The sequence below is a fragment of the Paractinoplanes rhizophilus genome (assembly GCF_042664765.1).
Classification (GTDB): domain Bacteria; phylum Actinomycetota; class Actinomycetes; order Mycobacteriales; family Micromonosporaceae; genus Actinoplanes; species Actinoplanes rhizophilus.
On sequence record NZ_JBHTBJ010000007.1, the window covers coordinates 200,736 to 225,272 of the forward strand.

The window sequence follows — 24,537 nt, forward strand, 5'->3', positions numbered from 1 at the left end:
GTTCTCAGTCGCGGGGCCACGCGCGCAGGCGGCCGCGAAGTTCGGCAATCTGCGGCGCGTCCATCCCATACAGGGCGAAGCGGGCATCGTCGATCCGGTCCAGGTAGCGACCGGCGTCGGCGATGTCCGCTTGTTCGATCGCCGGGTCGACCGCCCGGGCCAGCTCGAGGATCCGCTGCAGCGGGTAGCGCTCGAGCGCCGCGGCCACGTCGATGTAGTCGCGCACCTCGCGCCGGTTGACCAGCGCGGCCACCTTCGTGGCGACCAGGTCGTCGAGGTGCATGACCGGGCCGAGCTCCATCACCACCGGCGCCCGGTTGCGGTCGAGGCGGCACAGCGTCAGCCGCAGCGCCTGGCCGTCGCCGCTGACCACGAACTCCTGCAGGTTCTCGTCCATGCCGTCGAAGAGCTCGTCGCCCTCCTCGCGCACCACCCGATAGCCGGCTTCCCGCAGCGCCGCGACCACCTCGCCGGCCGCCGCGGCGACCCCGCCGTCGGTGTCGGTGAACAGGTCGACGTCCTCGGTCGGCCGGTCCACCAGGCCGTTGACCAGCCACGCGACGCCGCCGCCGAGGACGAACCCGTGCTTGCGCGCGACCGCGAGCGCCACCCGGGCGACGTCGCGATAGAAATTCACCGGGCGTGACGCAGGCGGGGGTGACGCGCCTCCCAGGCCGCGCGGACGGCCCTCGGGAGATTCAACTGCGGCCACACGCGTACGAGGGTGGGGCCGTGCAGATAGGCGCGCAGCTCGCCGGCGCGGATCGCCTCGCGCAGGACGTTCTCGTACATCCAGGCGAGCATGGTCGGCTCGGCCAGATCGAACGTGCCGCGCGGGCCCCACCACAGCCGCAGCGGCAGCTCGACCAGGCCCTCGGTGGGGCCGGTGAGCTCGGTGAGGGTGCCGGCGACGAGGACGGGACGGTGCGGCCGGGCGAGGAGGGCGACCGGAGTGTCACGCGTCGTGGCGGGCATGTGATCAGCGTAAACCGACAAGCCGCGCGAACCATAGCGCCTAGGTTCCTAGGATGCTTTACGCGGCGTGCGGTGGGCCACGAACGAGCGGGGCGAGCCCCGCTCAGCGGGTCGGGGTGAGCAGTCCCCGGTTGTAGCCCTCGGCGACCGCCGCGGCGCGGTCCTTGACGTCGAGCTTGGCGTAGATGTTGAGCAGGTGCGTCTTGACCGTGGCCTCGGTGATGAACAGCCGGGCGGCGGCCTCCCGGTTGGTGTGCCCGGCGGCGACCAGGCGCAGCACCTCCAGCTCGCGCTGGCTGAGCGGGCCGGTGGACGGGGCCGGGGTGCGCACCCGGCTCATCAGGCGGGCGGCGACCGAGGGGGAGAGGGCCACCTCGCCGCGGGCGGCGGAGCGCACGGCGCGCAGCAGCTCGTCGCGGGGCGCGTCCTTGAGCAGGTATCCGGTGGCGCCGGCCTCGATGGCGGGCAGCACGTGGCTGTCGGTGTCGTACGTGGTCAGCACCAGCACCCGGGCGGGGACGCCGCGCTTGGCCAGCTCGCCGATCGCGGTGACGCCGTCCATGCCGGCCATCCGCAGGTCCATCAGGATGACGTCGGGGACGAGGGTCTCGGCGAGCCGGACCGCCTCGGCGCCGTCGGACGCCTCGCCGACCACGGTGAACTCGGGGTCGCGGGCGAACATCGCGCTCAGGCCGTCGCGGACGACGGGGTGGTCGTCGGCGATGAGCAGCTTGATCGGGTCACTCATGGGGCACGCACGCGGAGATTCCGGTTCCCATTCCCGCCTCCGATTCGATCTGCAACGTGCCGTCGAGCGCCTCGATGCGCTGGCGCATCGCCTCGAGCCCGAAGCCACCGTGTCCGTTGGCCTTGATGCCGGGGCCGTCGTCGCGCACGTCGAGCGCGGTCTGGTGGTCCATGTAGGACAGGGTGAGTCCGACCCGGGTGGCGGTGGGCGCGTGCTTGGCCACGTTGGCCAGGGCCTCCTGGGCCGTGCGGAGCAGCGCCACCTCGGCCTCGGGCCGCATCGTCCGGGTCTCGCCGGTGACCGTGACCTGCGCCGGCACCCCGTGCCGGGCCGACCATCGGGCCGCCACCTCGGTGATCGCGTCGGCCAGCCGCCCGGTCTCCAGGGGTTCCGGGCGTAGCTCGTTCACCGAGCGGCGCGCCTCGGTGAGGCTCTCCCGGGCGAGGGCGGTGGCCGCCTCGTGGTGCCGCCGCCACGCGGCCGGATCGTCGGCGGCGTGCCCGGCCGCCTGCAGCTGGGTGACGATGCCGGTGAGGCCCTGGGCGAGGGTGTCGTGGATCTCCCGGGCCATCCGGGACCGCTCGTCGAGCACGCCGGCCGTGCGGGCCTGCTCGACCAGCTTCTCCTGCAGCGCCGCGTTCTCGGCCAGCGCGGCGGCCAGCCGGTCGTTGGCCTCGTGGGCCTCGCGCAGCGCGATCTCGCGGCTGTTCTGGTGGCGGAACACGATCTCGCCGAACCAGGCGAGCAGGCACAGCGGCACCACGTTCGCGGCCACCACGGTGGCCCACTGGACCCACCCGAACCAGGTGTCGTAGTCCAGGCCGGCGGCCTGGGCGGTGCCGGCCACCACGGCGGTGCCGGCGATGAAGTACAGCTCGCGCGGCCAGCCGATGATCCGGAAGGCGTAGAAGTACAGCGCCACCGAGTAGAAGCCGAACCACGGGTTGCGGATCACCATGACCAGCCCGAAGAGGATCAGGCCGGCCAGGAAGACGCCCATGATGCCGCGCCGCTCGCGCCACGGCGGGTGCACCGTGAAGAAGATCAGGTTCCACACCGCGGCGGCCGCGCACAGGGTCAGGTCGATGGCGAGGGAGCCGGGCTGGTCGTGCTTGTAGACCACGGTCAGGCCGGCCAGGAACGCCAGCAGGACGTACGGCACCACGGTGACCATCGGCCGTTGCCGTTGTTCCCAGGCCGTCTGCCAAGTCTCCATCGCGCACCTACTCCCAGCGGAACAATCTAGCCGCCGCCACGCCCGCCGCGCTGGCCCACGCGATCAGCGTGAGAAGGGCGAGCCAGTGCGGCCAGTGCCCGTCGGTGGTGTCCCGCAGGGCGGTGACGGCCGCGCCCAGCGGGCTGGCGTGCGCGATGTGCTGCAGGGCGGTGGGCATGGCCGGGATCGGCAGGAACAGCCCGCCGAGGAAGACCACGGGATAGAAGGTGGCGGCGCCCAGCGCGTTGGCGGACCGCCCGCCGGGCGCGGCGGCGGTGACCAGCAGGCCGATGGCGATCAGCGCGAGCGTGGCCAGCACCAGGGTGAGCAGGAAGCCGGCCGGCTGGCGGGGCAGCGCCACGCCGAAGGCGAGCCGGGCCACCAGCAGCAGCGCGGTCACCGCGACCATGGCGGTCAGCTGCATGATGATCAGCTGGGCGGCGAGGACCCGGACCGGCCCGACCGGCGTGCTTCGCAACCGGCGCAGCACGCCGCGCTCGCGGTATCCGGCCAGGATCGGCGGCAGCACGTTGAGGGCGAGCATGGCGAGCACGAAGGCCACCAGGATCGGCACGTACGTGTCGAGCAGGGTGAGCCCGCCCAGGTCGGCCCGGTGCTCCCGGTAGAACGGCAGGTTGCCGAAGATGATCAGCAGGATCAGCGGCAGCCCGACGCCGAACGCCGGCCCCGAGCGCTCGCGCAGGAACAGCTTCAGCTCGGTGATGGTCAGGGTGGTCATGCGGCCCTCCCGGTGAGCGTCACGAATGCGTCTTCGAGCGTGGGCTCGCCGGCCGTCGCGATGAGCTCGGCCGGGCTGGCGGTGACCAGGACCCGCCCGGCGTCGATCACGGCGATCCGGTCGCAGAGGCGCTCGGCCTCCGGCATGAAGTGGGTGACCATGACGATCGTGACGCCGCCGGCGCGGATGTCCGAGATCAGATCCCAGGTGTCCCGGCGGGCGTGCGGGTCCAGCCCGGTGGTCAATTCATCGAGTACGGCGATCCGCGGCCGCCCGACGAGGGCCAGCGCGATGGACAGCCGCTGTTTCTGGCCGCCGGAGAGCTTCCCGTACGGCGTGTTCTCCCGCCCGGCCAGGCCCAGTTGCCCGAGCAGGTCCCCGGCGTCGGCCGGGTCGGGGTAGAAGGACTGGTGGAGCCGCATCGCCTCGCCGACGCGCAGTCGCTCGGGCAGCTGGCAGTCCTGCAGTTGCACGCCCACCCGGCGGGTCAGCTCGGCGTGGTCGCGCTGCGGGTCGCGGCCGAGCACCCGGATCGTGCCGCGGTCCGGCTTGCGCAGCCCCACCAGGCACTCGACCGTGGTGGTCTTGCCCGCGCCGTTGCGGCCGAGGATCCCGAAGATCTCCCCTTGGTGCACGGTGAACGAGACGTCGTCCACGGCCACCGTGCCGCCGTAGCTCTTGTGCAGGTGCTCGACCTCGATCACGCCGCTCATCGCCGCGCCGCCGGCTTCCGCTCGCCGCGCCCGGCCCGCCGGTTGAGCCGCACGACCACGGGCAGCAGGAGCAGCCCGCAGATCGCCTGCTCGAGGCGGAACCACACCGGGAACGCTCCGGGCAGCGCCACGATCACCGTGATCGCCACCAGCATGATCGCCGTGACGAGCCGCAGCCGCCGCAGCATCCGGCGGTCGCCGCGCTCGGCCCGTACCGCGAAGAAGAGCGTGAGCAGCGACGCCGCCGCCACGATCGTCCCGCGCACCCAGACCCCCGAGGTGACCATCGCGGTGTCGTCCCGGAACACGATCACCGTCACCAGGGTCAGCACGCTGACGGCGGCGTACCCGCCGATCAGCCAGATCACATTGCGCATCTCTTTGCCTCCGTCGCGTTTCGTTTTTCGACGGGGAAAGAGTCGCAATCGGGACCCCTCGCGCGGATCGCCCGAACGCCGGGGCGGGCGGCGGATTCGGGCGCTCACTCACCCGGCGGAGCGCATCAACCGATCGGTGGAGCAATCGGCAAGATCCTTGCCCGGTGCAAGCGCCCTTCGTGCTGGTGGTGCCGGCGGCGTTGGTAGCGCCTGGCTCCCACTCTGTGGCCGCCGCTCTCGGGGGACGGGACCGCATCCCGCATGCCGGCGACCTGTCCCGCCCGACTGGACGCGCTGTCCACATCGCGGGACCCTGCTTCCGCCGCACCCGGAAAATCCGGATTTTTCCGGGTGCCACCTCGTGCGCCGGCGGAAGCTTGATGAGTTGCGGCCCGCCTCGAGCCGAAACCTATCAAGGTCGCCCTGGCCGAGCCGCCGGCACAGGTTCAGGGTGTCGCAGGTTCACGGCGTTGCGGGTCAGGGTGTCCGGAGTCGCCGACGCGCTCGGCCCGGAGCGTGGGGCCGGGACCTTCGCCCCTCGCCTGTCCCCGGGCGTCCGCCTACCGTCGGGGTAGGAGGTGCCGAGATGAGCGTCCGGTGCAGGCTGGGGCGGCATTCCGGGACGTGGTCGCTGCCCGGGAGCCGATGCGAGATCGTCCGGATCTGCGATTCCTGCGGGCGGCGCGCGGAGCGGACCCGCCACATCTGGAGCCCGTACGGTTATGTCGCCGAGGACCGGTGCGACCAGGTGCGCCGCTGCGAACGATGCGGCTCCGCCGAGTCGCGGCTGCGGCACGTGTGGGGTCCGTGGCTGTACCTCGACGAGCAGATCGTCACGGCGCAGACCCACACCTGCCAGCGATGCGGCGAGAGCGAGCGGACCAGGCGCTTCTCCACGCTGTGACATTCGTGCCAGGAGACGGGCACGACGTGATCGCTAACCCGGCGGCAGCCGCCGCCCCTCGTCCACGAACCCGGCCCGCGCCGGGCGCAGCGTCATCGGATCGTGGCCAGACGCGAGTCGACGACCAGGTCGTGCAGGGCGGCGACGGCGCCGGCCGAGGGCGAGTCGGGCAGTGCCGACGCGTCCCGGGCCGCCTCCAGCTCGGCACGCAGTCGCGGCACCTCTCGGGCGAGAAGCTCGGCGATCCCGGGAGGCAGCGGCGCGTGTTCCGCCGAACGCTTGGCGGCGATCAGATCGGGTACGTACGGCAGCCCGTCCCCGAGCACGCGCAGGTCCGCGACGACTTCGCCGGTCCGCATCAGGTGGGTGCCGGTCAGCAGCACCCGCAGCGTGTACAGCGCCGGCTTCAGCTCGCCGTTGCGCGTGTAGAGCCGCTCCTGGCCGGCCGCGAACCCCAGGTAGTGGTGCGCGTGCCCGCGGGTGACCAGCCCGGGCGCGAGGTCGATCAGCGCGGCGTGCGCCGGGGAGGTGACCACGACGAGCGGGGAGAGCAACTGCTCCAGGACGTAGCCGTTGCGGCTGTTCAGCAGGCGGGCGAACTTCGCCAGGTCGTGGCTCACGACGTCGAGCTCCACGCCGTCGCGCACGCCGCCCGACTGCACGGTCCCGGGGCCGTGCACCAGGCCGAGCACCTCGGCGGCCGGCAGCAGGTGGCTGGCGCGCAGGTCGAGGTCGGAGTCGGCGGACGCGAAGCCGTACAGGTGCGCGCCACTGACCGTGGCGAAGACCAGGGGGTGCGGGAGGGAGTGGGCGATCTGGGCGGCCCACTCCGGCACGTCGATGGTCATCGCAACCCCCGTTCCCGTACGCGATGAAGCAGTTGATCTATTTTGGCGGTGTCGGGCGCCGACGGCAGCCGGGTTTCCGCCGCGGCGGCGGTCAGCTCCCGCTGGAGGTCCACGGACCAGGCGGTGACCTCGGGCCACGGGACCTCGCCGCGCTTGACCGCCAGCAGGCGCTCCCGGTGGGGGCTGACGTCGAGCAGGATCTCGCCGGTGCGCAGCACGTGTGCCCCGGCCATGAGCAGCCGGATCATGTGCATGGCCTGCTTGTGGTTGGTCTCGCCGGTGCGGTCGCGGCGGGCCTGGACCCGGGCGAGCTGGTCCCGGGCGTACGCGCCGTAGGTCGTCGCCACCCGGCGCGACAGGAACGCCTGGCGCGACCCGCGCAGCTCCTCGCCGTCGGGGGTGATCCGCTCGATCAGCGGGGACCACAGCACTTCGAGAACCGTCGGGTTGGCCTGCAGGGCGAGCACGCAGAACCGCTCGATCTCCCACGAGAACTGCTCGGGGAGCGGGCCGTCGAGGTGGGTCGGCGGCTTCGAGAGCCCCCAGAACTGCCTGGTGGGCGCGGCGAACACGCCCCGGCGATCGTGGTCGGAATCCGGGTCGGCGAGGCCGTAGGCGCGGGATCCGACCACCACCGCGAGGATCGTGTGGTCGCGCACGAGATCAGAGATCGAGCACCGTCGCGTCGATCTCGCCCAGCTCCTCGGCGGTGAGCACCAGGTTGCCGGTGCCGGCGATGTTGTTCTCCAGCTGCGCGACGCTGCTCGCGCCGATGATCAGGCTGGTCATCCGCTCGTCGCGCAGGGCCCACGCCAGCGCCATCTGGGCGAGCGACTGGCCGCGCCGCCGGGCGATGTCGTTGAGGGAGTGGATGCGGCCCATGGTGGCGTTGTCCAGGTCGCTCTCGTCGAGGAAGACGCTGGTGCGCACCCGCGAGTCGGCCGGCACGCCGCTGAGGTAGCGGTCGGTGAGCAGGCCCTGCTGCAGCGGGCTGTAGGCGATGCAGCCGGCGCCGGCCTGCTCGAGGGTGTCGAGCAGGTTGTCGCGCTCGATCCAGCGGTTGAGGATCGAGTACGACGGCTGGTGGATCAGCAGCGGCGTGCCCAGCTCGCGCAGGATCGCGGCGGCGCGGGCGGTCTGCTCGGCGGTGTAGTTGCTGATGCCGACGTAGAGGGCCTTGCCGGCGCGGACCACGGCGTCCAGCGCGGCCATCGTCTCCTCGAGCGGGGTGTCCGGGTCGGGCCGGTGGTGGTAGAAGATGTCGACGTAGTCGAGGCCCATCCGCCTCAGCGACTGGTCGAGCGAGCTGACCAGGTATTTCCGGCTGCCCCACTCGCCGTACGGGCCGTCCCACATGTGGTAGCCGGCCTTCGTCGAGATGACCAGTTCGTCGCGGTGTTTCGCCAGATCAGCGTGAAGAACCCGGCCGAAGTTGCGCTCCGCGCTGCCGGGCGGCGGACCGTAGTTGTTGGCCAGGTCGAAGTGGGTGACGCCGAGGTCGAAGGCGCGGCGGACGATGTCGCGCTGCCGGTCGAGCGGGCGGCCGTCGCCGAAGTTGTGCCACAGGCCGAGGGAGATGACCGGCAGCCGCAGGCCGCTGCGGCCCGCGCGCCGGTAGGTCATGGTGTCGTAGCGGTTGCCCGCGGGGGTGTAGGTCACACGCACACCCTAGGGATACGTGCTGGAAACGTGATCACTGGTAGCTTGGTGACCAGCCACGCGGGAGAGTTCACCGGCCCGGCCCGGGCCTCGGTGGCGCCGAAGGGGCAAATCCTCCCCGGAACCTCTCAGGCAAACGGACCGCGTGGGCAAGCGACTCTGAAATACGTGCTCGGCGAGCGGGTATGACAGAGGGGGAGGCCGCCCTGTCGACCTCCCGCTTCGCTTGGAGCCGCCATGACGTTCGCAGACCGGCACATCGGCCCGGACCCCGACGAGCAGACCCACATGCTCAAGGCCATCGGCTATCCGTCGCTGGACGCGCTGATGGACGCCGCCATCCCGGAGGTGATCCGGTGGCGCGGCGAGCTCGACCTCCCCCCGGCCGCGTCCGAGGAGGAGACGATCGCCGAGCTGCGGGCCATCGCGGCGAAGAACACGGTGGCGACGCCGATGATCGGGCTGGGCTACCACGGCACCTTCACCCCCGCGGTGATCAAGCGGAACGTGCTGGAGAACCCGGCCTGGTACACCGCCTACACGCCGTACCAGCCGGAGATCAGCCAGGGCCGGCTCGAGGCGCTGCTCAACTTCCAGACCATGGTCACCGACCTCACCGGGCTGACCACGGCCAACGCCTCGATGCTCGACGAGGGCACCGCGGTCGCCGAGGCGATGACCCTGGCGCGTCGCGCTTCGAGATCAAAGTCGGCCGTGTACGTCGTGGACGCCGACACCCCGCCGCAGACGCTGTCGGTGCTGCGCACCCGGGCGGAGCCGCTCGGGATCACGCTGCGGCTCGTGGATCTCGATGCCGGGCCGGCGCTGCCCGGCGAGTATTTCGGGCTGCACCTGCAGTACCCGGGCGTCTCCGGCGCGGTGCGGGACCACGCCGCGCTGGTCGAGGCGGCGCACTCGGCAGGCGCGCTGGTCACCGTGGCGGCCGACCTGCTGGCGCTGACGCTGCTGCGGGCGCCGGGGGAGATCGGCGCCGACATCGCGGCCGGCACCACCCAGCGGTTCGGGGTCCCGCTCGGCTTCGGCGGGCCGCACGCCGGGTATCTCGCGGTGCGGGCCGGGCTCGAGCGCTCGCTGCCGGGCCGGCTGGTCGGCGTCTCCCGGGACGCGGACGGGGCGCCGGCGTACCGGCTCGCCCTGCAGACCCGCGAGCAGCACATCCGGCGGGAGAAGGCGACCAGCAACATCTGTACGGCCCAGGTGCTGCTCGCGGTGATGGCGAGCATGTACGCGGTGTACCACGGGCCGGACGGGCTGCGGCGGATCGCGAAACGCGTACACGATCATGCTCTGACCCTGGCCGGCAGCCTCGCCGCCGGCGGTGTCCGGGTCGCCTACGACGCCTTCTTCGACACCGTGACGGCCGTGGTGCCCGGACGCGCCTTCGAGATCGTGGAAGCCGCCGCGGCGGCCGGCATCGACCTGCGGCTGGTCTCCTCGGACCGGGTGTCGATCTCGTGCGACGAGACCACCACGTCCGCGCACATCGCCGCCGTCCTGGACGCCTTCGGGGTCCCGGTGTCCGCCCCGGCCGAATGCGGCGCGGTGTCGCTGGGCCGCGCCACGCCCTACCTGACCCACCCGGTGTTCAACACCCACCACTCCGAGACCAGCATGCTGCGCTACCTGCGCAAGCTCGCCGACCGCGACTACGCGCTCGACCGCGGCATGATCCCACTCGGCTCCTGCACGATGAAGCTCAACGCCACCACCGAGATGGAGGCGGTGACCTGGCCGGCCTTCGCCGACATCCACCCGTACGCCCCGGCGTCGCAGACCGTCGGCTACGAGCACCTGGTCGGCCAGCTCGAGTCGTGGCTCGCCGAGATCACCGGGTACGACGCGGTCAGCGTCCAGCCCAACGCCGGCTCGCAGGGTGAGCTGGCCGGCCTCCTCGCCATCCGCGGCTACCACCGCTCCCGCGGCGAGGCGCACCGCGACGTCTGCCTGATCCCGTCCAGCGCGCACGGCACCAACGCGGCCAGCGCGGTCATGGCCGGCATGCGCGTGGTCGTCGTGGCCTGCGACGACGCCGGCAACGTGGACCTGGACGACCTGGCCGCCAAGATCGAGACGCATGCCTCCGCGCTCGCCGCGATCATGGTGACGTACCCGTCCACCCACGGCGTCTACGAGGCCTCGATCGCCGACCTGTGCGCCCGCGTGCACGAGGCCGGCGGCCAGGTCTACGTCGACGGCGCCAACCTCAACGCGCTGGTCGGCTACGCCCGGCCCGGCAAGTTCGGCGCCGACGTGTCGCACCTGAACCTGCACAAGACGTTCTGCATCCCGCACGGCGGCGGCGGTCCCGGCGTCGGCCCGGTCGCGGTCCGGGCGCACCTGGCTTCCTTCCTCCCCGGGAACCCGCTGTTGCCGGGGGACCACCACGCGGTGTCGGCGGCGCCGCACGGCTCGGCCGGGATCTTGCCGATCTCGTGGGCGTACCTGCGGATGATGGGCCCGGACGGCCTGGCCGCCGCGACCGGCGCGGCGGTGCTGGCCGCCAACTACGTGGCGGCGCGGCTGCGCGAGCACTACCCGGTGCTGTACGCCGGCAACAACGGCCTGGTCGCCCACGAGTGCATCCTCGACCTGCGCCCGATCACCAAGGCGACCGGCGTCTCGGTCGACGACGTGGCCAAGCGCCTGATCGACTACGGCTTCCACGCGCCGACGATGTCGTTCCCGGTGGCCGGCACGCTCATGGTCGAGCCGACCGAGAGTGAGGACCTGGCCGAGCTCGACCGCTTCATCGACGCGATGATCGCCATCAAGGCCGAGATCGACCAGGTGGCGGCGGGCGTGTGGCCGGCCGCGGACAACCCGCTGCGCAACGCCCCGCACACCGCCGCGTCGGTCACCGCCGACGAGTGGGACCACCCGTACTCGCGGTCACTCGCCGCGTACCCCGGCGGGGTCGACCGCACGGCCAAGTACTGGCCGCCGGTCCGCCGCATCGACGGCGCCTACGGCGACCGCAACCTGGTCTGCTCCTGCCCGTCCCCGGAGGCGTTCGAAGACTGAGGATCTGCTTAAGGGCGCGGATCTCCGGGTCCGCGCCTTAAGCGTTCCTGTGCACTCGCTGTATATCGTCGCGTAGCGAATTACCGGTACATGTCGGGACTTGCGCCGTCGGTCGCGAACCGAGGGTAGGCAAAGCTGATCATTACGGAAGCGATAACTCCGGACACGAAGAGTGGTATTTCGCCGTGCTTGCCATCGCCGATCGGATGAACCTCGGTAGCCGTTCGGCCAATGTTTCGCACCGGCAGTCCGTCGGGTCCCTCGCCCGTCGCGGCACTCTTCTCCGGTAGGCGCCGTCACCAAAAGCGGATCCGATTCGTGTTCACGCACCGTGACGGCCCTGGCAGGACGCCGGAGAGCCCGGCGGCGGCCCTTGCCGACGTGTCGGGAAGTGGTCGGCGAGCACGCTTCCGTGGACCATAAGAACCGAGGATTCTGGCAAGGGAGCGCCGTTACCGCGATCGTCCGTCGTCGTTCGGATTGAGGTAACGTCCGTCACCGTCGTTGTGAATCCTCACACACCAGCCCCCCGACCGGAGACCACACGATGTGCCAGCACCAAACGCAGTGTCCCAGCGCAGACGCCGTCGACCGGGAGGCGGCCCGCATCCTGGCGGCCTTCCCCGAGCAGGGCTGGAGCCTGCTCTGCAACGGCGTGATCGTCTTCGAGGACACCGGCGAGATCCTCCCCGACGGCACCATGATCGAGCCGCACCGGGGCCCCGCCCGCCACGCCCTGGCGGCCTGAGCCCACCCGGCCCCGATCGCGCACCCCGGCAGGCAGCGCCGCCACCCGGCCGGAGCCCCCAGCCGCTACGCTGAGTAGCCGAGCGACCCCGGGCTCACCGCCGACCCCCTTTCCCACCCCTCCCCGCCCCCGCGACAACGACGACCAGCGGCGGACGCCATCCCCGCACGCCCTCCGCCCGGCTGCCCGGCCCGGTGCGCCCGCTTGCGCGCCCGCCGTCCCTTTCTGTGCCGGACCGCTGCTTCGCCCGGCAGGTCGCCATCACCACCCTGCGCCGCCGGAGAAGCGGCCCGGCTGGGCCACACTGACGAAGCCCGGTCGGCCGCTGGTGAAGCGCCGCGGCCGGCCACACCGGTGCAGCGGCAATCGGTGTGGCCGGCACAGATCGGCGCCGGCGGCGCCGCCCGTCAGTCTCCGGCGATCACCGTGAAGGCGAAGCCGGCGCTGGTGTGGCGCCGCAACGGAATCTCGCACTTGACCCGGCGCAGCACCTCGGAGCGGCTGAACCCGAGCCCGTGCGCGATCAGCCGGTCCGGCCGCACCGGCACCGGATCCTCGAACACCACCTCCACCCGGACCGGCCACGCCTCGTCCAGCGGACATGCCCGGTCCAGGCGCCACGCGCCCGTCCAGTCGAGGGCGAAATGGTGGCGCCGCGCCAGCAGCGGATCCAGCAGCCGGGCGGCCACCAGCGCCGGATCGTTGACGTGATAGCCGTGCAGGACGGCCGGATCCAGGGTGGCGACCGGCGTGCGCTCGTGCACGGTCAGCTTGCTGGTGCGGTCGCAGGACACGCAGCGCACCAGCAGCCAGACATCCAGCAGCTTGCCGTTGGCGTTGACCCGGAACCGGCCCTCGCCGGTGGTGGCCGACTCCGACCGGCAGTCCACGCACCGCAGCGACAGCAGGGGCAGCCTGGTCCGGCGGACGACCCAGGGCAGCACGATATGAGGTTGTGCAGACATGATCTCGAGACCTGATCTCTGTAGACCCGACACGAGGCCGTTTATGCGTGGCCTCGAACGCTGACGGACCGGGCGCGCCAGGGCAGCCCGGCAGAGCCGGCGACCAAGGGGGCCGGCTCAGCGCAGGAACGTGTCAGGTCTAGAAATCAGGTGTGGTCACGCGGCGGGTCCTCGCTCTCACCACCAACGGGGGTCGCGGGCAACCTACGAGACCGGGGACGGACGGCTCAAGCGGGTTTCGGCCCGCCGCGGAAGATTGCCCGCCACCGCTCCACGAGCGGATCGTCCGGGGCCGGCAGCAGCGCCACTTCCACCGCGCGCAACTCGTCGCCGGCGAAGGCCTCCACCTCGGCGCGGGTCAGCGGCCACGGCGGCCCCTCCCCGGCGGGCTCCCGCGCGGCGGCCGCCAGGACCAGCAGCGTGCCGCCGGGCGCCACGAAGCCGGCGACGTTCGCGGTCGCCGCCGCCCGCAGGTCGCGGGGCAGGGCCTGGACGTTGTTGCTCTCCACGACGAGGTCGAAGCCGTGCCGCCACTGCGCCGGCGGCGCCAGCAGGTCGGCGACCACGTAGTCCACCGGCGACTCCGGGTGCCGGGCGCGGGCCGTCCGGATGGCCGTTTCCGAGATGTCGAAGGCCGTCGTCGCGTAGCCCAGCCCGGCGACATACTCGGCGTCCCGGCCCAGGCCGCACCCCACCACCAGCGCCCGCCGGCCCTCGCCGCGGGGCAGGCCGGCGGAGAGCAGGTTGGCGCTCGGCGCGGGCCGGTCCCACGGCACGTCGGCCCGGCCCTGGCCGGCTTCGGCGTAGAGCTCCTCGAACCACCCGGTCGCGTCACCCCGCGCGAGCGACGCCGTCGCCAGGCGCCGGGTGTCGGTCACGCCGGGCTCGCCGGTCGCCTCGACCGCCTCTTCGTCACGCCTCTCCATCGGAGAACCCCGCTCTCGCCGAACATCCGGACGCCTCTGCCCGACCGTACGCGAAAGGCTCTTGAAATTTGTCCGGCGCGACCGCCGGGATCGCGCCGGGCAAATGCTCAAATCACTGGCGTGCGGTCGCGACGAACGACGCCGAGGCGATCGCGTGCTGCCCGATCACGAAACCGGCCACCGCGCCGCGCGTGTCGGAGGGGAGCCCGAGGCTCGGCACGTCGAGGGCGACCACCGTGAACGTGTATCGGTGGGTGATGTCGCCCGTCGGCGGGCACGGGCCCGTGTAGCCGACCGTGCCGCCGTCGTTGGTGCCGTTGACACCGGGCAGCGCCACGCCGGTCGGCAGCGAGGTGGTGGTGGCGGGCACGTCCCACGCCGTCCAGTGCCAGAAGCCGCTGCCGGTGGGGGCGTCGGCGTCGAAGACCGTCACGGCGTAGCTCTGGGTGGCGCGGGGCGCGCCGTGCCAGGAGAGCGCGGGCGAGACGCCGGCGTCCTCGCAGCCCCGGAACCGGGCCGGGATGGGCCGGCCGGCGCGGACGTCGCTGCTGGTCAGCTTGAAATGTTTGATGCCGGTCGGCAGGCCGCTGCGGACCTTGTGATAGCCGAAGTGCGGGAACCCCGTGGCGGCGGACGCGCCGACCGCGCCGCCGAGGATCAGGAGCACGACGGATGCCACCACGGCGAAGCGGCGGGACAGGCGATGCATGATCAACCTCCTTCGATGCGCTGAACCCACCGATTCTGCGATCTCCGCCGGGCCGTGTCGACCCGGCTTCGGTACGCGCCGAAGCGTCGAGGGGACATGATCGGGGCATGGACAACGCCGAGTCGCTCGCCGGATGGGCCGCGCTGCTGGCCGACCGCACGCGGGCCGCGTTCTGCCTCGCGCTGCTGGACGGCCGCGCCTGGACGGTCGGCGAGCTGGCCCGGCACGCGGGGGTGGCGGTCTCGACGGCCTCCGAGCACGCCGACCGGCTCGTCGCCGGGGGCCTGCTCGCGCAGCGCAAGCAGGGCCGGCACCGCTACCTGCAGCTGGCCGGACCGGAGGTGGCCGCCCTGATCGAGACGGTCGCGGCGGCGGGCGCGCCGGCGCCGCCCGAGCCGGTGGTGTCGCTGTCGGCGGCGCACCGGCGGCGGAACCTGGCGTTCGCGCGCACCTGCTACGACCACCTCGCCGGCTTCCTCGGCGTGGCCGTGGCCGACGCGATGACCGCCGACGGGCTGGTCAGCCGGTCACACGGGCTGACCGTGACACCGCGGGGCACGGCCTGGCTGGCCGCCAACGGGGTGGCCTGGGACAGATCGAGCCGGCGGCCGGTCGTGCGGGAGTGCCTCGACTGGACCGAGCGGCGATCACACCTGGCCGGCTCGGTGGGCGCGGCGATCTGCGCGCATGCCTTCGAGGCGGGCTGGATCGTGCGGATCGGCACCGGCCGGGCGGTGAAGGTGACCGGCGCCGGCGCCCGCGCGCTCGAGGATCAGCTGGGCGTGGTCATCGGCCCGGGGCGGGACTCACCCGGCGCAGCTCCCGCAGTGCCTGCCGGCGCGCGTCCCCGGTGAGGGTGTCGATGTACAGCGTGCCGTCGAGGTGGTCGGTCTCGTGCTGCAGGGCGCGCGCGAGGAAACCGGTGCCGTGGATCACGAGCGGTTCGCCGTACGCGTCGAAACCGCGCGCCGTTACCGACATGAACCTCTTCGTCGGATAGGCCAGTCCCGGCAGCGACAGGCAGCCTTCCTCGTCGTCCTGTTCGCCCTCGAAGTCCGACAGCACCGGGTTGACCAGGTGGCCCACCTGGCCGGCCACGTTGTAGGAGAACACCCGCAGGCTCACGCCGATCTGCGGCGCGGCGACGCCGGCGCGGCCCGGCACGCGGACGGTGTCCTCCAGGTCGGCGACGAGCTCGCGCAGCCGCGCGTCGAAGGCGGTGACCGGGTCGGCCTCGGTGCGCAGAACCGGGTCGCCGAAGATCCGAATGGGCCGAACTGTCATGGGCACCAGGCTACTGGCTCGTTACCGATCCCGGCCTGCCGGCCACCCCTCGCACTCAGGCGAACAGGGCGAACTGCTCCGCCGACAGCGCCTCGCGCAGCTTCGACAGCGACCGCCGGGTCTGGCTCTTGACCACGCTGCCGGGGATCTCGAGCACCTCGGCGACCTGCTCGACGCTGTAGTCCTCGAAGTACCGCAGTATCACGATGGCCCGGTCGCGGGCGGGCAGGCGGCCGAGCGCGTCGAGCATGGTCAGGCGCAGCTCCGGGCTGTCCCGGTAGGCCGGCTCGGGCAGCACCCCCGGCGTCGACTCCGTCGACGACCGGCGACGGCGATGGTCCAGGTAGGCGCGGAGCAGGATCTTCTGGGCGTACGCGTAGAGATTGTCGGCCTCGACGGCCCGGCGCCAGCTCAGGAAGAGCTTGGTCAGCGCGGTCTGGGTGAGGTCCTGGGCGAGATGCCAGTCGCGGCAGAGCATGAACGCGGTGGTGCGCAGGCGCTCGGCGTGGGCATTCGCGAACTCGGCGAACTCGTCGTCCGCGGTCATGTCAGCCGAACACCGGCGGGTCGGGAAACTCGCGCGCGCCGACGGCGACCAGGCCGCGGTCCATGGTCACGCCCCAGCGCGGGTCGGCCGCGACCCGGACCGCCTCCTCGGCGGTGAGGGCGGGCGGCGCCGGCGGCAGCTCCGGGCGATCGGGGCAGGTCGGCACCTCGACCTGGACGACCGTGCCGTCCGGCCAGGTCGCGTCCACCACCATGCTTCCCCGGCAATTGTCCGGCATATGGGTGATTGTCACGCTGGCGGTCGCCCCGCGCGGCGGCTCGGCGCCTTTCGGCTCGGTCTTGTCGACCTCGACCCGCACCAGGCCGGGACCGGCGCCGTCGTCCAGGTACACCTGCACCTGAAGATCATCCTCGGGGGCCACGGCGAAGTGGCTCGTCCGCCCGGGCGGTAGGAGCTGCGTCAGAAGATGAAGCATGGCCGCTGAGGTCGCTTTCTCCCGCGTCTGGCCGGCACGGTCGGTGCCGCTGCGGAGGGAAAACGTACGCGCTTCGACGCTTGCCGTGGGGGCGGGCGGCCGGAGTGGCACGGTTGAGGGAGAAGATCCACCGGCGGCCGCGGGAGGGCCGCTTCGACGGCCGGCTACGCCGCCGTCACCCACAAGCACGATGACGGTCACGGCCGCGGCGGCGGCCAGCAATCCCGCGCTCAATGCCCAGATTCTGCGCGTACGGCGGATTCGGCGCCCATCGCGGATCGCGGCATTCACCATGTCGCCCAGCGGCGGCGGCCGCTCGGCGCTCAGGTCGGCTCGCAGCAACGCCCGCAGATCTTCCGTCACCAGCGACCCTCTTCCCGCTCCCTCTACCGCAAAGACGGGCCGAACGAGCCGTCAGGTGACAGCGGTCCGCGCCCGGATTTGTGTCGTACCCCCGTGGCATGGTCACCCCATGCCGAAGACGCAGTACTACACCGCCACCACGATCGACGGGTTCATCGCCGACGCGGCCAATTCGCTCGACTGGCTGTTCGAGGTGGGCTCCGGGCGCGCCGACGAGAACGGCTCCAACCCGTTCGGGGAGTTCTTCGCGGACGTGGGGGCGTTCGCCATGGGCGCCACAACGTACCAGTGGGTGCTCGACCACGAGAAGTTGCTCGACAACCCGGGCAAGTGGCACGAATTTTACGGCGACGTGCCGGCCTGGGTGTTCACCCACCGGTCGCTGCCGCCCATCCCTGGGGCGACGCTGCACTTCGTGCAGGGCGACGTGCGGCCCGTCCACGCGGCGATGACCGCGGCCGCCGGCGGAAAGAACCTGTGGGTGGTCGGCGGCGGCGAGCTGGCCGGGTCGTTCGCCGACGCCGGGCTGCTCGACGAGCTGATCCTCGGCGTGGCGCCGGTGACGTTGGGGGCGGGGGCGCCGCTGCTCCCGCGGCGGTTGTCCGCGCAGAGGCTGTCGCTGTCGGAGGTGGTGCGGCGGGGCGAGTTCGCGTATCTGACGTATGCGGTGGGCGCTCCCACGGCAGACGCCTGAGCTTGTCGCGGCGGTCGGTCCCGCCAGGGTCCAGTCGATGAACGCGACGGGCTTTCCCTCCCGGGCAACGGTGCCTTCACCGATGCGAGGGCGGCAACGTCAGATCGCGGCGCATTCACGGGTCGTAGCGGTGACAGCCACCTCGCTGGGAACCACGCACATCATCAGGACCTCCTTGCCGAGCCGGATATCGGAGGTTAGTGGCTCGCGCGCGGCGCCACTACCGAATGACTTCCTCCGCGGCGGGCGGACTAGCGGATCAGGAAGGCCGGCGGGTCGTGGCGCAGGAACTCGTGGTGTGAGATGTCCCAGCCGTAGGCGCCGGCCCGCCCGAAGACCAGGATGTCGCCGGCCCGCAGCGAGTCCACGTGCTGGCCGCGGGTGAGGACGTCGCGCGGGGTGCACAGCTCGCCGACCGCGTCGACGAGGCAGTTCTCGGCGGACGGGCGGGGGTAGGGGTGCGGCCATTCGTCGACCGGGACGACGGTGAACGGGTGGCTGTATCCCCACGCGGCGGGCAGGCGGAAGTGGTGCGTGCCGCCGCGCAGGACCGCGAACGTACGGCCGTGGGTGGTCTTGATGTCGAGCACGGTGGCGGCGTAGGCGCCGGCGTCGGCGGCCAGGAAGCGGCCCGGCTCGAAGATCAGGTCCACGTCCGGCGGCACGGCGATGCCGGTCAGCGGCGACAGGTCCATCGAGGAGCCGCTCAGGTAGTCGATCCCGAAACCGCCGCCGACGTTGACCACCTGCAGCGCGATGCCGAGCTCGCGGGCGGTCCGGACCGACCACGCCAGGCAGTCGCGGACGAAGGCGGCGTGCGCGGCGCCGTCCAGGTTGTTGGAGACGGCGTGCAGGTGGAAGCCGATCACGGTGACGCCGGGGACGCGCATGGCCTCGGCGAGCTGGGCCTCCTCGATGCCGAACGGGGTCGGCGTCCCGGTCATGGCGTGGCTGCCCCGCAGGACGCCGCCGGGGCGGTTGACCCGCAGGCAGACCCGCGGCGGGGTGGGCGCGATCGAGGCGAGCCGGCGCAGCTCGTGGACGCTCTCCACGTTGATCAGGGCGCCGGCGGCGACCGCGGCGGAGAGCTCGGCGTCGGTCTTGGCCGGGCCGCCGAACACGATCCGCTCGGCGCCGGCGGCGACGGCCCGGGCGAGCTCGCCGCCGGAGGCCACTTCCAGGCCGTCGCAGGCCTCGGCCAGCGCGGCGATGACCGCCGGATGTCCGTTGGCCTTCACCGCGTACAGCAGAGAGGCCGCAACCGGCAACGCCCGCCGGACCATCTCGGCCCGCGCGCGCAGCGCCGCGGTGTCATAGACGTAGGCGCAGGCCGGGGCGGGCAGCGCGCGCAGGATGTCAGCGTGCATGCAGCGGGTTCCGCACCGGGATGTAGACGTCGCCCGCCCCCTGCAGGCGCATCCGGACCAGGGCCTTGTGCGCGACCAGCGGCGCGGTGAAGGCCGCGTGGTCGGCCCCGGAGCAGCAGTCGTCGAGCACCGAGCGGACGATGCGCCAGGCGCGGTCCTCGTCGACGTCGAGGCGCAGGATGATCTCGCCGAGGTGGGCCTGGAAGAGGGTGTAGCCGATCTTCGCGCGGAACACGTCCAGGTCGTCGGTGCCGACCACCGAGCCGGGCCAGAGCGCGATGCCGTGGCCGGCCGCGGCCAGCCGGGGCAGATGCAGGCGCAGGCCGGCGAAGTCGCGCAGGACCAGGCGGTGCGGGCGGCCGGCCACGAAGGTGGGCAGGCAGTTCTGCAGGTGGGCCTCGAGCGCGACGCCCTGCGCGGTGAGGCGCATCAAAGGCGGCAGAAGCAGTTCCGCGTACGCCCGCAGCCAGCTCTCCGGATCGCCGGTGACCAGGTCGTCGAGCAGGAACGGCAGCGCGCCGCCCGGGATGACCTGCTCGCCCTCGTGCAGCCGGCCGGCCAGCCCGTCGCGGCGGATCGCCGACAGGTCGCGTCCGGAGCCGACCGGGACGGCGGCGCCGGTCGTCTCTGCCAGCAGCAGAACCCGTGGGTCGTCGACCAGGCGGTGCAGCAGAGTGGACACGGCCGGCCCGTTGCGGGTGCTGGCCACGCTGATGCTTCGTCTCGTGGAGGTGACCTGGATGTCGAGCGACACCTTGAGGTATTCGCCGAGCGACGGCACCAGCAGGGTGCGCAGCGCGGCGGTCGGCACGGCGTCGAGCTCGTCGCCGAGGATCCGGATCGAGCCGTCGCGCAGCAGGTCGCCGTAACGGGCGGGCAGCACCATGTCGCGCTGCCAGACGTGCATGGGCTGCACGCGATATCCGGCCGGCGCCTCGATCTCGGGGAAGACGTCGTCGCCGAGGTGCAGCTCGTCGCGCACGGCGACGAAGCCGAGCCGGGTCATCGGCGTCTCGAGGTCGTGGGCGAGCACGTCGCCGGTGTCCCAGCCGAGCCGGGTGCGCCCGCACGGGTGCAGGTTGTGGCCGGCCACCGCGAGCCGTTCGAGCCCGATCGCCTGCCAGTCGGGTCCCGCGCCGACGGGCGCGGCCGGCCGCACCATCGCGATCGCCAGGTTGATGACCGCGTTGCGCAGCTCGGCGGCGAAGCCGGGGGCGTCGATCCCGTCGAGCAGCTCGACCGGGTCGCCGACGCCGGAGGCCGGGTATTCGACCCGGTCGAAGCCGTGCCGCGGCCCCGGGCCCATGTCGCGGATGCCTTCGCGGGTCAGCGCGCCGCGCAGCCGGCGGCCGACCGTGTCGGCGGCCTCGGGCAGCGCCGTGAGGAAGTCGTCCAGCAGCTCCGGGGCGTGCACCGCGAGGGCGGCCTCGGTGTGCGCGAGGCGTTCCGGGGAGAGACTGCGCGTCATCGTGCCGCCAGGGGGTTGTCCAGATAGGCCCAGATGTCGTCGAGCGGGTCGGCGGCCAGCCGCATCGCGGTGGTCGCCTTGACCGGCAGCGGGTCGCGCAGCAGGTGCCGCACGTCGGTGGTGCCGGTCTCGCGCAGCGCCGCCGCCACGATGCCCCACAGCCGCTGCGGGTCGGCGCCGTGCCGGCCCAGCGCCGCGATGATCTCGGCGGCGACGGTGCCGAGGGCGGCCGCGGCGAGTTTCGTGCGCAGCACCTGCGGGTCGTCGGTGGGCAGGTCGCCGCGCAGTCGCGGCGCCTCGAAGCCGGCTCGCTCCAGCCGCCGCGCGCTGACCCGCACCCCGCCGAGGTCGCGGTAGACGATCCGCACCGGGCGCTGGTCGCGCAGCACCACGAGCGTGTTCTGCCCGTGGGCCTCCAGCGCGACGCCGCGTTCCAGCACGCGCGCCAGCGGCGCGAACAGCACGGTGCCCAGCCGGACCATCATCTCGTACGGGTCGGGCACGGCCGCCACCAGCGCGTCGTTCGCCCCGTACAGCGCGAGCGGCACGATCGTCTCGCCGGCCGCCAGGCGCGGCGGCTGCCGGACCAGGTGGGCGAGGTGCCGCTGGGGCACGCCGTCCACCAGCACGGCCCCCGCCGCGGTCTCCTCGAGCACCTCGATCGGCAGGTCCTTGGTGACCGCCGTGAGCAGCCGCGACAGGATCGGCCCGTTGGCCACCGCGGCCGGCGACACGGTGCGCACCGCCGAGGTCATCCGCACGTCGACGGCGGTCTTGACGTGCGGCCCGCCGCCCTTGCGGGCCACGGTGCGCAGCGACATCAGGGGCAGCACCGCCGGGGTCTCGCCGTCGTCGGCCAGCCACGGGTAGCGGTCGCGGATCCGGTCCGCCTGCCACGGGTGGGCGAGCAGGACCGGCTCCGCGGTGCCGTGCCAGCGGTCGGCGGGCACCCGCAGCCGGCGCAGCCGGATGGTGGGGGAGTGCTCGGGCGCGTAGGCGAGCACGTCGGCCACGCTCATCCCGCCGCGGGTGCGGCAGCACGGGTGCAGCGGATGCCCGTCGGTGAGGGACTGTTCGGCGATCGCCAGCCCGTCCGGGCCGCCGGCCGCGGCGAGCGGCCATCCGCCCCGCCCCGCCGATCGCGCCGCCGCGGCCTCGCCCGACCGCCCGGCCCCGCTCGCCCACTGCTCCGCCTCGCCCCACCGCCCGGCCCCGCTGGCCCGCTGCTCCGCCTCGGCCCATCGCGCGGCCTCGCCGGCCAGCACAGCTTCGCCCAACCGCCCAGCTTCGCTCAACCGGGCGAGCTCGCTCGCTCGGGCGAGCGCCATGTTGGCGACGCTGTTGTCGACCTCGGCCGCCAGGTCGCTGCCCGGCCAGAGGATCCGCACCAGCGTGCCCGGGTCGGTGAGGAACGCGCCCGGCGCCAGCTCGCCGACCCACGCGTCGCTGTTGTGCCAGGTCGCCGCCCACTGCGCGCCCGGCTCCGGCCCCGGTCCGCCGGGGGCGCCCGGCGGGGCCCACCCGGTCGCGGTCAGTCCCGCCCACTCGTCCTCGGGCGCGGTCTCGGAGCGGACCGTCGCCGCGAGCCCGTCGTCGACCCGCGCGAACGCCGTGGCAGCCGGCCGCGGGAAGCGAACTGTCACTCCGGGGAAGGACACCTCGCCGGTCCGCCGCTCCCGCAGCCCCGGCAGCGGCTCGCGGGCGAGCGCCCCGAGCAGCCGGCTCAGCACCGCCGCGCGTGCCCCCGGCAGCGCGGCGTCGTAGCGTTCGACCAGCTCGGGCCGCAGCTTGGCGAGCTCTTCGCGGGTCTGCGCGGCGTCGGCGGTGTGCCGGATCAGCGGCGCGCTCGGCGGGGGTGTCGGCACGCCGCCCATTGTGCGCCCCGGCGGGCGCCGTCCCGGTCCCGCCCATGCCGGCACGTGAGCGAGAACGCAGTAACCCAACCAGCATCCTAGGATGCCTTACGGGTAGTGCGCCGTCGCACGGCCGCAGCTCTGAATAAAGACCTCAAATCAAAAAGGAATCAACGACATCCCCACCCAGGGCCTGGCGAATTCGGTTGCGGGCGGTGGCCGGGCGCGGGCAGGGTGGAGCCCGGACCTGTTTCCGAAGCAGAGGAGTGACCATCTCCATGTGAGAGCCGGCTGACAGACCACCCGTCCGGGCGCGGTGCGCCGGGCGTACCCATGTCGGTTGTTGCCCTTGGAGATCTCCTTGCTGAAAGCTTCTTCCCTCGCCGCGACCCACGACGGCGATCTGCTTTTCGACGGTCTCGACCTGGTCCTCGGCGCCGGTGACCGGATCGGTGTGGTCGGCCCGAACGGCGCCGGCAAGACGACCCTGTTGCGGCTGCTCGCGGGGGAGCTGCGGCCGGCCGGCGGTTCCGTGGTGCGCGGGCCGGGCACGCGGGTGGGTTATGTGCCGCAGCAGATGCCCGATCCGGACGGGACGGTCGGCGAGTTCCTGATCGGCGGGCTCGGTGAGCTGGCCGAGGTGACCGGGCGGCTGGGTGTGCTGGAGCGGCGGCTCGCGGCGGGCGAGGACGTGCTCGCCGAGTTCGGTCTCGTGCAGGAGCGGTGGACGGCGCTGGAGGGCTGGCTGGCGGAGTCGCGGCTGGCGGAGATCCGGCAGCGGCTGGACATCGCGCATCTGCCGGACGAGCTGGCGTTGCGGGCGGTGAGCGGTGGCGAGCAGGCGCGGTTGCTGCTGGCGCGGGCGTTGCTGGCGGAGCCGGACGTGATGCTGCTGGATGAGCCGACGAATCATCTGGATGCCGAGGGTGCGGCGTGGCTGCAGCAGTGGTTGCGGGCGTTTGCCGGTGGGGTGCTGGTGGTCAGTCATGACCGGGCGTTTCTGGATGCCGTGGTGTCGCGGATCGTGGAGTTGGACGGGATTCACGACGAGCCGCAGGATTTTCCGGGTGGGGGTTACACGGCGTATCGGGCGGAGAAGCAGCGGCGGTGGGAGCGGCTGCTGCTGGAGTTCGAGGCGCAGGAGAAGGATCGCCGCCGGTGGGAGGCGGACATCGAGCGGACGAAGCAGCATGCGCGCGGGGTGGAGCTGACGACGGGGATGGGTGCGGCGGCGCCGCATCTGAAGCGGGTGGCGCGGCTGGTGGCGCGCAAGGCGAAGGTGCGGGAGCGGCGGTTGGTGCGGCAGATGGCGTCGGCGCGGTGGATCGCGGAGCCGCGTACGCGTCCGCCGTTGACGTTGGCTTTTCCGGTTGATGAGGCGGAGGCCGGGGAGGTGGTGCTGAAGGTCCGGGATCTGTCGGTGGCGTTCGGGGATCGGGTGCTGCTGGATGGGGTGGATGTGGATGTGCGGCGTGGGGACCGGATTCTGGTGACGGGCCGCAACGGGGCGGGGAAGACGACGTTGTTGCGGGCGCTGGCGCGGGCCGGGGGCGATGAGGTGGCGGTGTTGCCGCAGACGTCGGATGAGCTGCGGTCGGGGGCGTCGGTGATGGAGTTCTTCCGGGCGCGGGTGCCGGTGTATGTCGATGATGCGGAGCGGTTGTTGCGGGGGCATCAGTTCGGGCCGGATCAGTGGGATGTCCGGACGGACAGTTTGTCGGCGGGGGAGTTGCGGCGGCTGGTGCTGGCGGTGCTGGTGAACAGCCGGGCGCGGGTGCTGGTGCTGGACGAGCCGACGAATTTTCTGGATTTCGATGCCTTGGATGTGGTGGAGGAGGCGTTGCGGCGGTTCCGGGGGACGCTGGTGACGGTGACGCACGATCGGTATTTCGCGGCGGCGGTGGGGTTTTCGCGGCGCTGGCATGTCGCGGGCGGTGGCGTGGTCGAGAGCTGAGA

At 72.6% G+C, this 24,537-nt stretch carries 24 protein-coding genes, 1 pseudogene and 1 riboswitch; of the genes and pseudogenes, 6 read left to right on the plus strand and 19 right to left on the minus strand.

Annotation, left to right across the window (positions count from 1 at the left end; translation table 11 throughout):
* Positions 1-4: 4 nt before the first annotated feature.
* From ACFQS1_RS13130 to ACFQS1_RS13160, 7 genes and pseudogenes are all read right to left on the minus strand, one after another.
* A complete protein-coding gene (locus ACFQS1_RS13130; protein ID WP_378967468.1) occupies positions 5-637 on the minus strand; it encodes a nucleotidyl transferase AbiEii/AbiGii toxin family protein in 633 nt (210 codons plus the stop codon).
* Positions 634-975 (minus strand): hypothetical protein, encoded by a 342-nt coding sequence (locus tag ACFQS1_RS13135; RefSeq protein WP_378967470.1) that lies wholly within the window; start codon positions 973-975, stop codon positions 634-636. Before ACFQS1_RS13135 ends, ACFQS1_RS13130 begins: the two co-directional genes overlap by 4 nt.
* Before the next feature lie 103 nt (positions 976-1,078).
* Positions 1,079-1,723: a response regulator gene (locus tag ACFQS1_RS13140; protein WP_378967473.1), complete on the minus strand. Its 645-nt coding sequence runs from the start codon at positions 1,721-1,723 to the stop codon at positions 1,079-1,081.
* Positions 1,716-2,939 carry a sensor histidine kinase gene (locus ACFQS1_RS13145; protein WP_378967475.1) on the minus strand — a complete coding sequence of 408 codons (1,224 nt, stop codon included), beginning with the start codon at positions 2,937-2,939 and terminating at the stop codon, positions 1,716-1,718. Before ACFQS1_RS13145 ends, ACFQS1_RS13140 begins: the two co-directional genes overlap by 8 nt.
* A gap of 7 nt (positions 2,940-2,946) precedes the next feature.
* Positions 2,947-3,678 (minus strand): ABC transporter permease, encoded by a 732-nt coding sequence (locus ACFQS1_RS13150; protein WP_378967477.1) that lies wholly within the window; start codon positions 3,676-3,678, stop codon positions 2,947-2,949.
* 50 nt (positions 3,679-3,728) lie between these two features.
* Positions 3,729-4,391: pseudogene (locus ACFQS1_RS13155) on the minus strand (ABC transporter ATP-binding protein); the annotation flags it as partial.
* Positions 4,388-4,768 carry a hypothetical protein gene (locus tag ACFQS1_RS13160; protein WP_378967479.1) on the minus strand — a complete coding sequence of 127 codons (381 nt, stop codon included), beginning with the start codon at positions 4,766-4,768 and terminating at the stop codon, positions 4,388-4,390. The gene ACFQS1_RS13160 and the pseudogene ACFQS1_RS13155, both read right to left, overlap by 4 nt.
* 586 nt (positions 4,769-5,354) lie before the next feature.
* On the opposite strand from ACFQS1_RS13160, the gene ACFQS1_RS13165 reads away from it, so the two are divergent.
* The gene (locus ACFQS1_RS13165; RefSeq protein ID WP_378967482.1) at positions 5,355-5,672 is read left to right on the plus strand and encodes a hypothetical protein; all 318 of its coding nucleotides are present in this window, start codon (positions 5,355-5,357) and stop codon (positions 5,670-5,672) included.
* A gap of 92 nt (positions 5,673-5,764) precedes the next feature.
* Here the strand turns inward: ACFQS1_RS13165 and ACFQS1_RS13170 are convergent, their stop codons facing one another.
* From ACFQS1_RS13170 to mgrA, 3 genes are read right to left on the minus strand one after another with little or no spacing between them, the layout of a single operon-like run.
* Positions 5,765-6,520, minus strand: a complete 756-nt coding sequence (locus ACFQS1_RS13170) for a nucleotidyltransferase domain-containing protein (RefSeq protein WP_378967484.1) — start codon at positions 6,518-6,520, stop codon at positions 5,765-5,767.
* Positions 6,517-7,191: a nucleotidyltransferase domain-containing protein gene (locus tag ACFQS1_RS13175; RefSeq protein WP_378967725.1), complete on the minus strand. Its 675-nt coding sequence runs from the start codon at positions 7,189-7,191 to the stop codon at positions 6,517-6,519. Before ACFQS1_RS13175 ends, ACFQS1_RS13170 begins: the two co-directional genes overlap by 4 nt.
* A complete protein-coding gene (gene mgrA / locus ACFQS1_RS13180) occupies positions 7,184-8,179 on the minus strand; it encodes an L-glyceraldehyde 3-phosphate reductase (protein ID WP_378967486.1) in 996 nt (331 codons plus the stop codon). The genes ACFQS1_RS13175 and mgrA overlap by 8 nt, the downstream gene beginning before the upstream one ends.
* A 51-nt stretch (positions 8,180-8,230) precedes the next feature.
* Positions 8,231-8,333, plus strand: a riboswitch (glycine riboswitch).
* Positions 8,334-8,416: 83 nt separating this feature from the next.
* On the opposite strand from mgrA, the gene gcvP reads away from it, so the two are divergent.
* Entirely contained in the window at positions 8,417-11,221 is a 2,805-nt protein-coding gene (gcvP, locus tag ACFQS1_RS13185) for an aminomethyl-transferring glycine dehydrogenase (protein ID WP_378967488.1), read from the plus strand.
* 547 nt (positions 11,222-11,768) lie between these two features.
* Positions 11,769-11,969: a DUF5999 family protein gene (locus ACFQS1_RS13190; RefSeq protein ID WP_378967491.1), complete on the plus strand. Its 201-nt coding sequence runs from the start codon at positions 11,769-11,771 to the stop codon at positions 11,967-11,969.
* Positions 11,970-12,376: 407 nt separating this feature from the next.
* Here the strand turns inward: ACFQS1_RS13190 and ACFQS1_RS13195 are convergent, their stop codons facing one another.
* The 3 genes from ACFQS1_RS13195 to ACFQS1_RS13205 form a co-directional block, all read right to left on the minus strand.
* Entirely contained in the window at positions 12,377-12,913 is a 537-nt protein-coding gene (locus ACFQS1_RS13195; protein ID WP_378967493.1) for a DUF1062 domain-containing protein, read from the minus strand.
* A 248-nt stretch (positions 12,914-13,161) separates the two neighbouring features.
* A complete protein-coding gene (locus ACFQS1_RS13200; RefSeq protein ID WP_378967495.1) occupies positions 13,162-13,860 on the minus strand; it encodes a class I SAM-dependent methyltransferase in 699 nt (232 codons plus the stop codon).
* A 112-nt stretch (positions 13,861-13,972) separates the two neighbouring features.
* The gene (locus ACFQS1_RS13205; protein ID WP_378967497.1) at positions 13,973-14,569 is read right to left on the minus strand and encodes a YbhB/YbcL family Raf kinase inhibitor-like protein; all 597 of its coding nucleotides are present in this window, start codon (positions 14,567-14,569) and stop codon (positions 13,973-13,975) included.
* A 107-nt stretch (positions 14,570-14,676) separates the two neighbouring features.
* Between ACFQS1_RS13205 and ACFQS1_RS13210 the strand changes: the two genes are divergently transcribed.
* Entirely contained in the window at positions 14,677-15,423 is a 747-nt protein-coding gene (locus ACFQS1_RS13210) for an ArsR/SmtB family transcription factor (RefSeq protein ID WP_378967499.1), read from the plus strand.
* On the opposite strand, the gene ACFQS1_RS13215 is transcribed toward ACFQS1_RS13210, so the two are convergent.
* The 3 genes from ACFQS1_RS13215 to ACFQS1_RS13225 are packed head-to-tail and all read right to left on the minus strand — an operon-like array spanning position 15,356 to position 16,758.
* Positions 15,356-15,853 carry a peptide deformylase gene (locus ACFQS1_RS13215; protein ID WP_378967502.1) on the minus strand — a complete coding sequence of 166 codons (498 nt, stop codon included), beginning with the start codon at positions 15,851-15,853 and terminating at the stop codon, positions 15,356-15,358. The two genes, ACFQS1_RS13210 and ACFQS1_RS13215, sit on opposite strands and share 68 nt — an antisense overlap.
* Before the next feature lie 55 nt (positions 15,854-15,908).
* The gene (locus ACFQS1_RS13220; protein ID WP_378967505.1) at positions 15,909-16,400 is read right to left on the minus strand and encodes a SigE family RNA polymerase sigma factor; all 492 of its coding nucleotides are present in this window, start codon (positions 16,398-16,400) and stop codon (positions 15,909-15,911) included.
* A 1-nt stretch (position 16,401) separates the two neighbouring features.
* A complete protein-coding gene (locus ACFQS1_RS13225) occupies positions 16,402-16,758 on the minus strand; it encodes a hypothetical protein (RefSeq protein ID WP_378967507.1) in 357 nt (118 codons plus the stop codon).
* Positions 16,759-17,308: 550 nt separating this feature from the next.
* Between ACFQS1_RS13225 and ACFQS1_RS13230 the strand changes: the two genes are divergently transcribed.
* On the plus strand, positions 17,309-17,893 hold the full coding sequence (locus ACFQS1_RS13230; RefSeq protein ID WP_378967510.1) for a dihydrofolate reductase family protein: 585 nt from the start codon (positions 17,309-17,311) through the stop codon (positions 17,891-17,893).
* Between the two features lie 251 nt (positions 17,894-18,144).
* On the opposite strand, the gene ACFQS1_RS13235 is transcribed toward ACFQS1_RS13230, so the two are convergent.
* Genes ACFQS1_RS13235 through ACFQS1_RS13245 form a run of 3 tightly spaced genes read right to left on the minus strand, consistent with a single transcriptional unit; the run spans position 18,145 to position 22,593 of the window.
* Positions 18,145-19,260: an alanine racemase gene (locus tag ACFQS1_RS13235; RefSeq protein WP_378967512.1), complete on the minus strand. Its 1,116-nt coding sequence runs from the start codon at positions 19,258-19,260 to the stop codon at positions 18,145-18,147.
* On the minus strand, positions 19,250-20,728 hold the full coding sequence (locus ACFQS1_RS13240) for an IucA/IucC family protein (RefSeq protein ID WP_378967514.1): 1,479 nt from the start codon (positions 20,726-20,728) through the stop codon (positions 19,250-19,252). The genes ACFQS1_RS13235 and ACFQS1_RS13240 overlap by 11 nt, the downstream gene beginning before the upstream one ends.
* The gene (locus tag ACFQS1_RS13245) at positions 20,725-22,593 is read right to left on the minus strand and encodes an IucA/IucC family protein (protein ID WP_378967516.1); all 1,869 of its coding nucleotides are present in this window, start codon (positions 22,591-22,593) and stop codon (positions 20,725-20,727) included. Before ACFQS1_RS13245 ends, ACFQS1_RS13240 begins: the two co-directional genes overlap by 4 nt.
* Positions 22,594-22,930: 337 nt before the next feature.
* On the opposite strand from ACFQS1_RS13245, the gene ACFQS1_RS13250 reads away from it, so the two are divergent.
* Positions 22,931-24,535 carry an ABC-F family ATP-binding cassette domain-containing protein gene (locus tag ACFQS1_RS13250; protein ID WP_378967519.1) on the plus strand — a complete coding sequence of 535 codons (1,605 nt, stop codon included), beginning with the start codon at positions 22,931-22,933 and terminating at the stop codon, positions 24,533-24,535.
* Positions 24,536-24,537: the final 2 nt, after the last annotated feature.

Excerpts from the sequence above, each read along its gene's own strand:
- ACFQS1_RS13190 (WP_378967491.1), top strand. The coding sequence starts at position 11,769 with ATGTGCCAGCACCAAACGCAGTGTCCCAGCGCAGACGCCGTCGACCGG.
- ACFQS1_RS13240 (WP_378967514.1), bottom strand. The coding sequence starts at position 20,728 with ATGACGCGCAGTCTCTCCCCGGAACGCCTCGCGCACACCGAGGCCGCC.
- ACFQS1_RS13235 (WP_378967512.1), bottom strand. The coding sequence starts at position 19,260 with ATGCACGCTGACATCCTGCGCGCGCTGCCCGCCCCGGCCTGCGCCTAC.
- ACFQS1_RS13215 (WP_378967502.1), bottom strand. The coding sequence starts at position 15,853 with ATGACAGTTCGGCCCATTCGGATCTTCGGCGACCCGGTTCTGCGCACC.
- ACFQS1_RS13170 (WP_378967484.1), bottom strand. The coding sequence starts at position 6,520 with ATGACCATCGACGTGCCGGAGTGGGCCGCCCAGATCGCCCACTCCCTC.
- ACFQS1_RS13135 (WP_378967470.1), bottom strand. The coding sequence starts at position 975 with ATGCCCGCCACGACGCGTGACACTCCGGTCGCCCTCCTCGCCCGGCCG.
- ACFQS1_RS13220 (WP_378967505.1), bottom strand. The coding sequence starts at position 16,400 with ATGACCGCGGACGACGAGTTCGCCGAGTTCGCGAATGCCCACGCCGAG.
- ACFQS1_RS13165 (WP_378967482.1), top strand. The coding sequence starts at position 5,355 with ATGAGCGTCCGGTGCAGGCTGGGGCGGCATTCCGGGACGTGGTCGCTG.
- ACFQS1_RS13160 (WP_378967479.1), bottom strand. The coding sequence starts at position 4,768 with ATGCGCAATGTGATCTGGCTGATCGGCGGGTACGCCGCCGTCAGCGTG.
- ACFQS1_RS13230 (WP_378967510.1), top strand. The coding sequence starts at position 17,309 with ATGCCGAAGACGCAGTACTACACCGCCACCACGATCGACGGGTTCATC.
- ACFQS1_RS13145 (WP_378967475.1), bottom strand. The coding sequence starts at position 2,939 with ATGGAGACTTGGCAGACGGCCTGGGAACAACGGCAACGGCCGATGGTC.
- gcvP (WP_378967488.1), top strand. The coding sequence starts at position 8,417 with ATGACGTTCGCAGACCGGCACATCGGCCCGGACCCCGACGAGCAGACC.
- ACFQS1_RS13200 (WP_378967495.1), bottom strand. The coding sequence starts at position 13,860 with ATGGAGAGGCGTGACGAAGAGGCGGTCGAGGCGACCGGCGAGCCCGGC.
- ACFQS1_RS13210 (WP_378967499.1), top strand. The coding sequence starts at position 14,677 with ATGGACAACGCCGAGTCGCTCGCCGGATGGGCCGCGCTGCTGGCCGAC.
- ACFQS1_RS13150 (WP_378967477.1), bottom strand. The coding sequence starts at position 3,678 with ATGACCACCCTGACCATCACCGAGCTGAAGCTGTTCCTGCGCGAGCGC.
- ACFQS1_RS13205 (WP_378967497.1), bottom strand. The coding sequence starts at position 14,569 with ATGCATCGCCTGTCCCGCCGCTTCGCCGTGGTGGCATCCGTCGTGCTC.
- ACFQS1_RS13140 (WP_378967473.1), bottom strand. The coding sequence starts at position 1,723 with ATGAGTGACCCGATCAAGCTGCTCATCGCCGACGACCACCCCGTCGTC.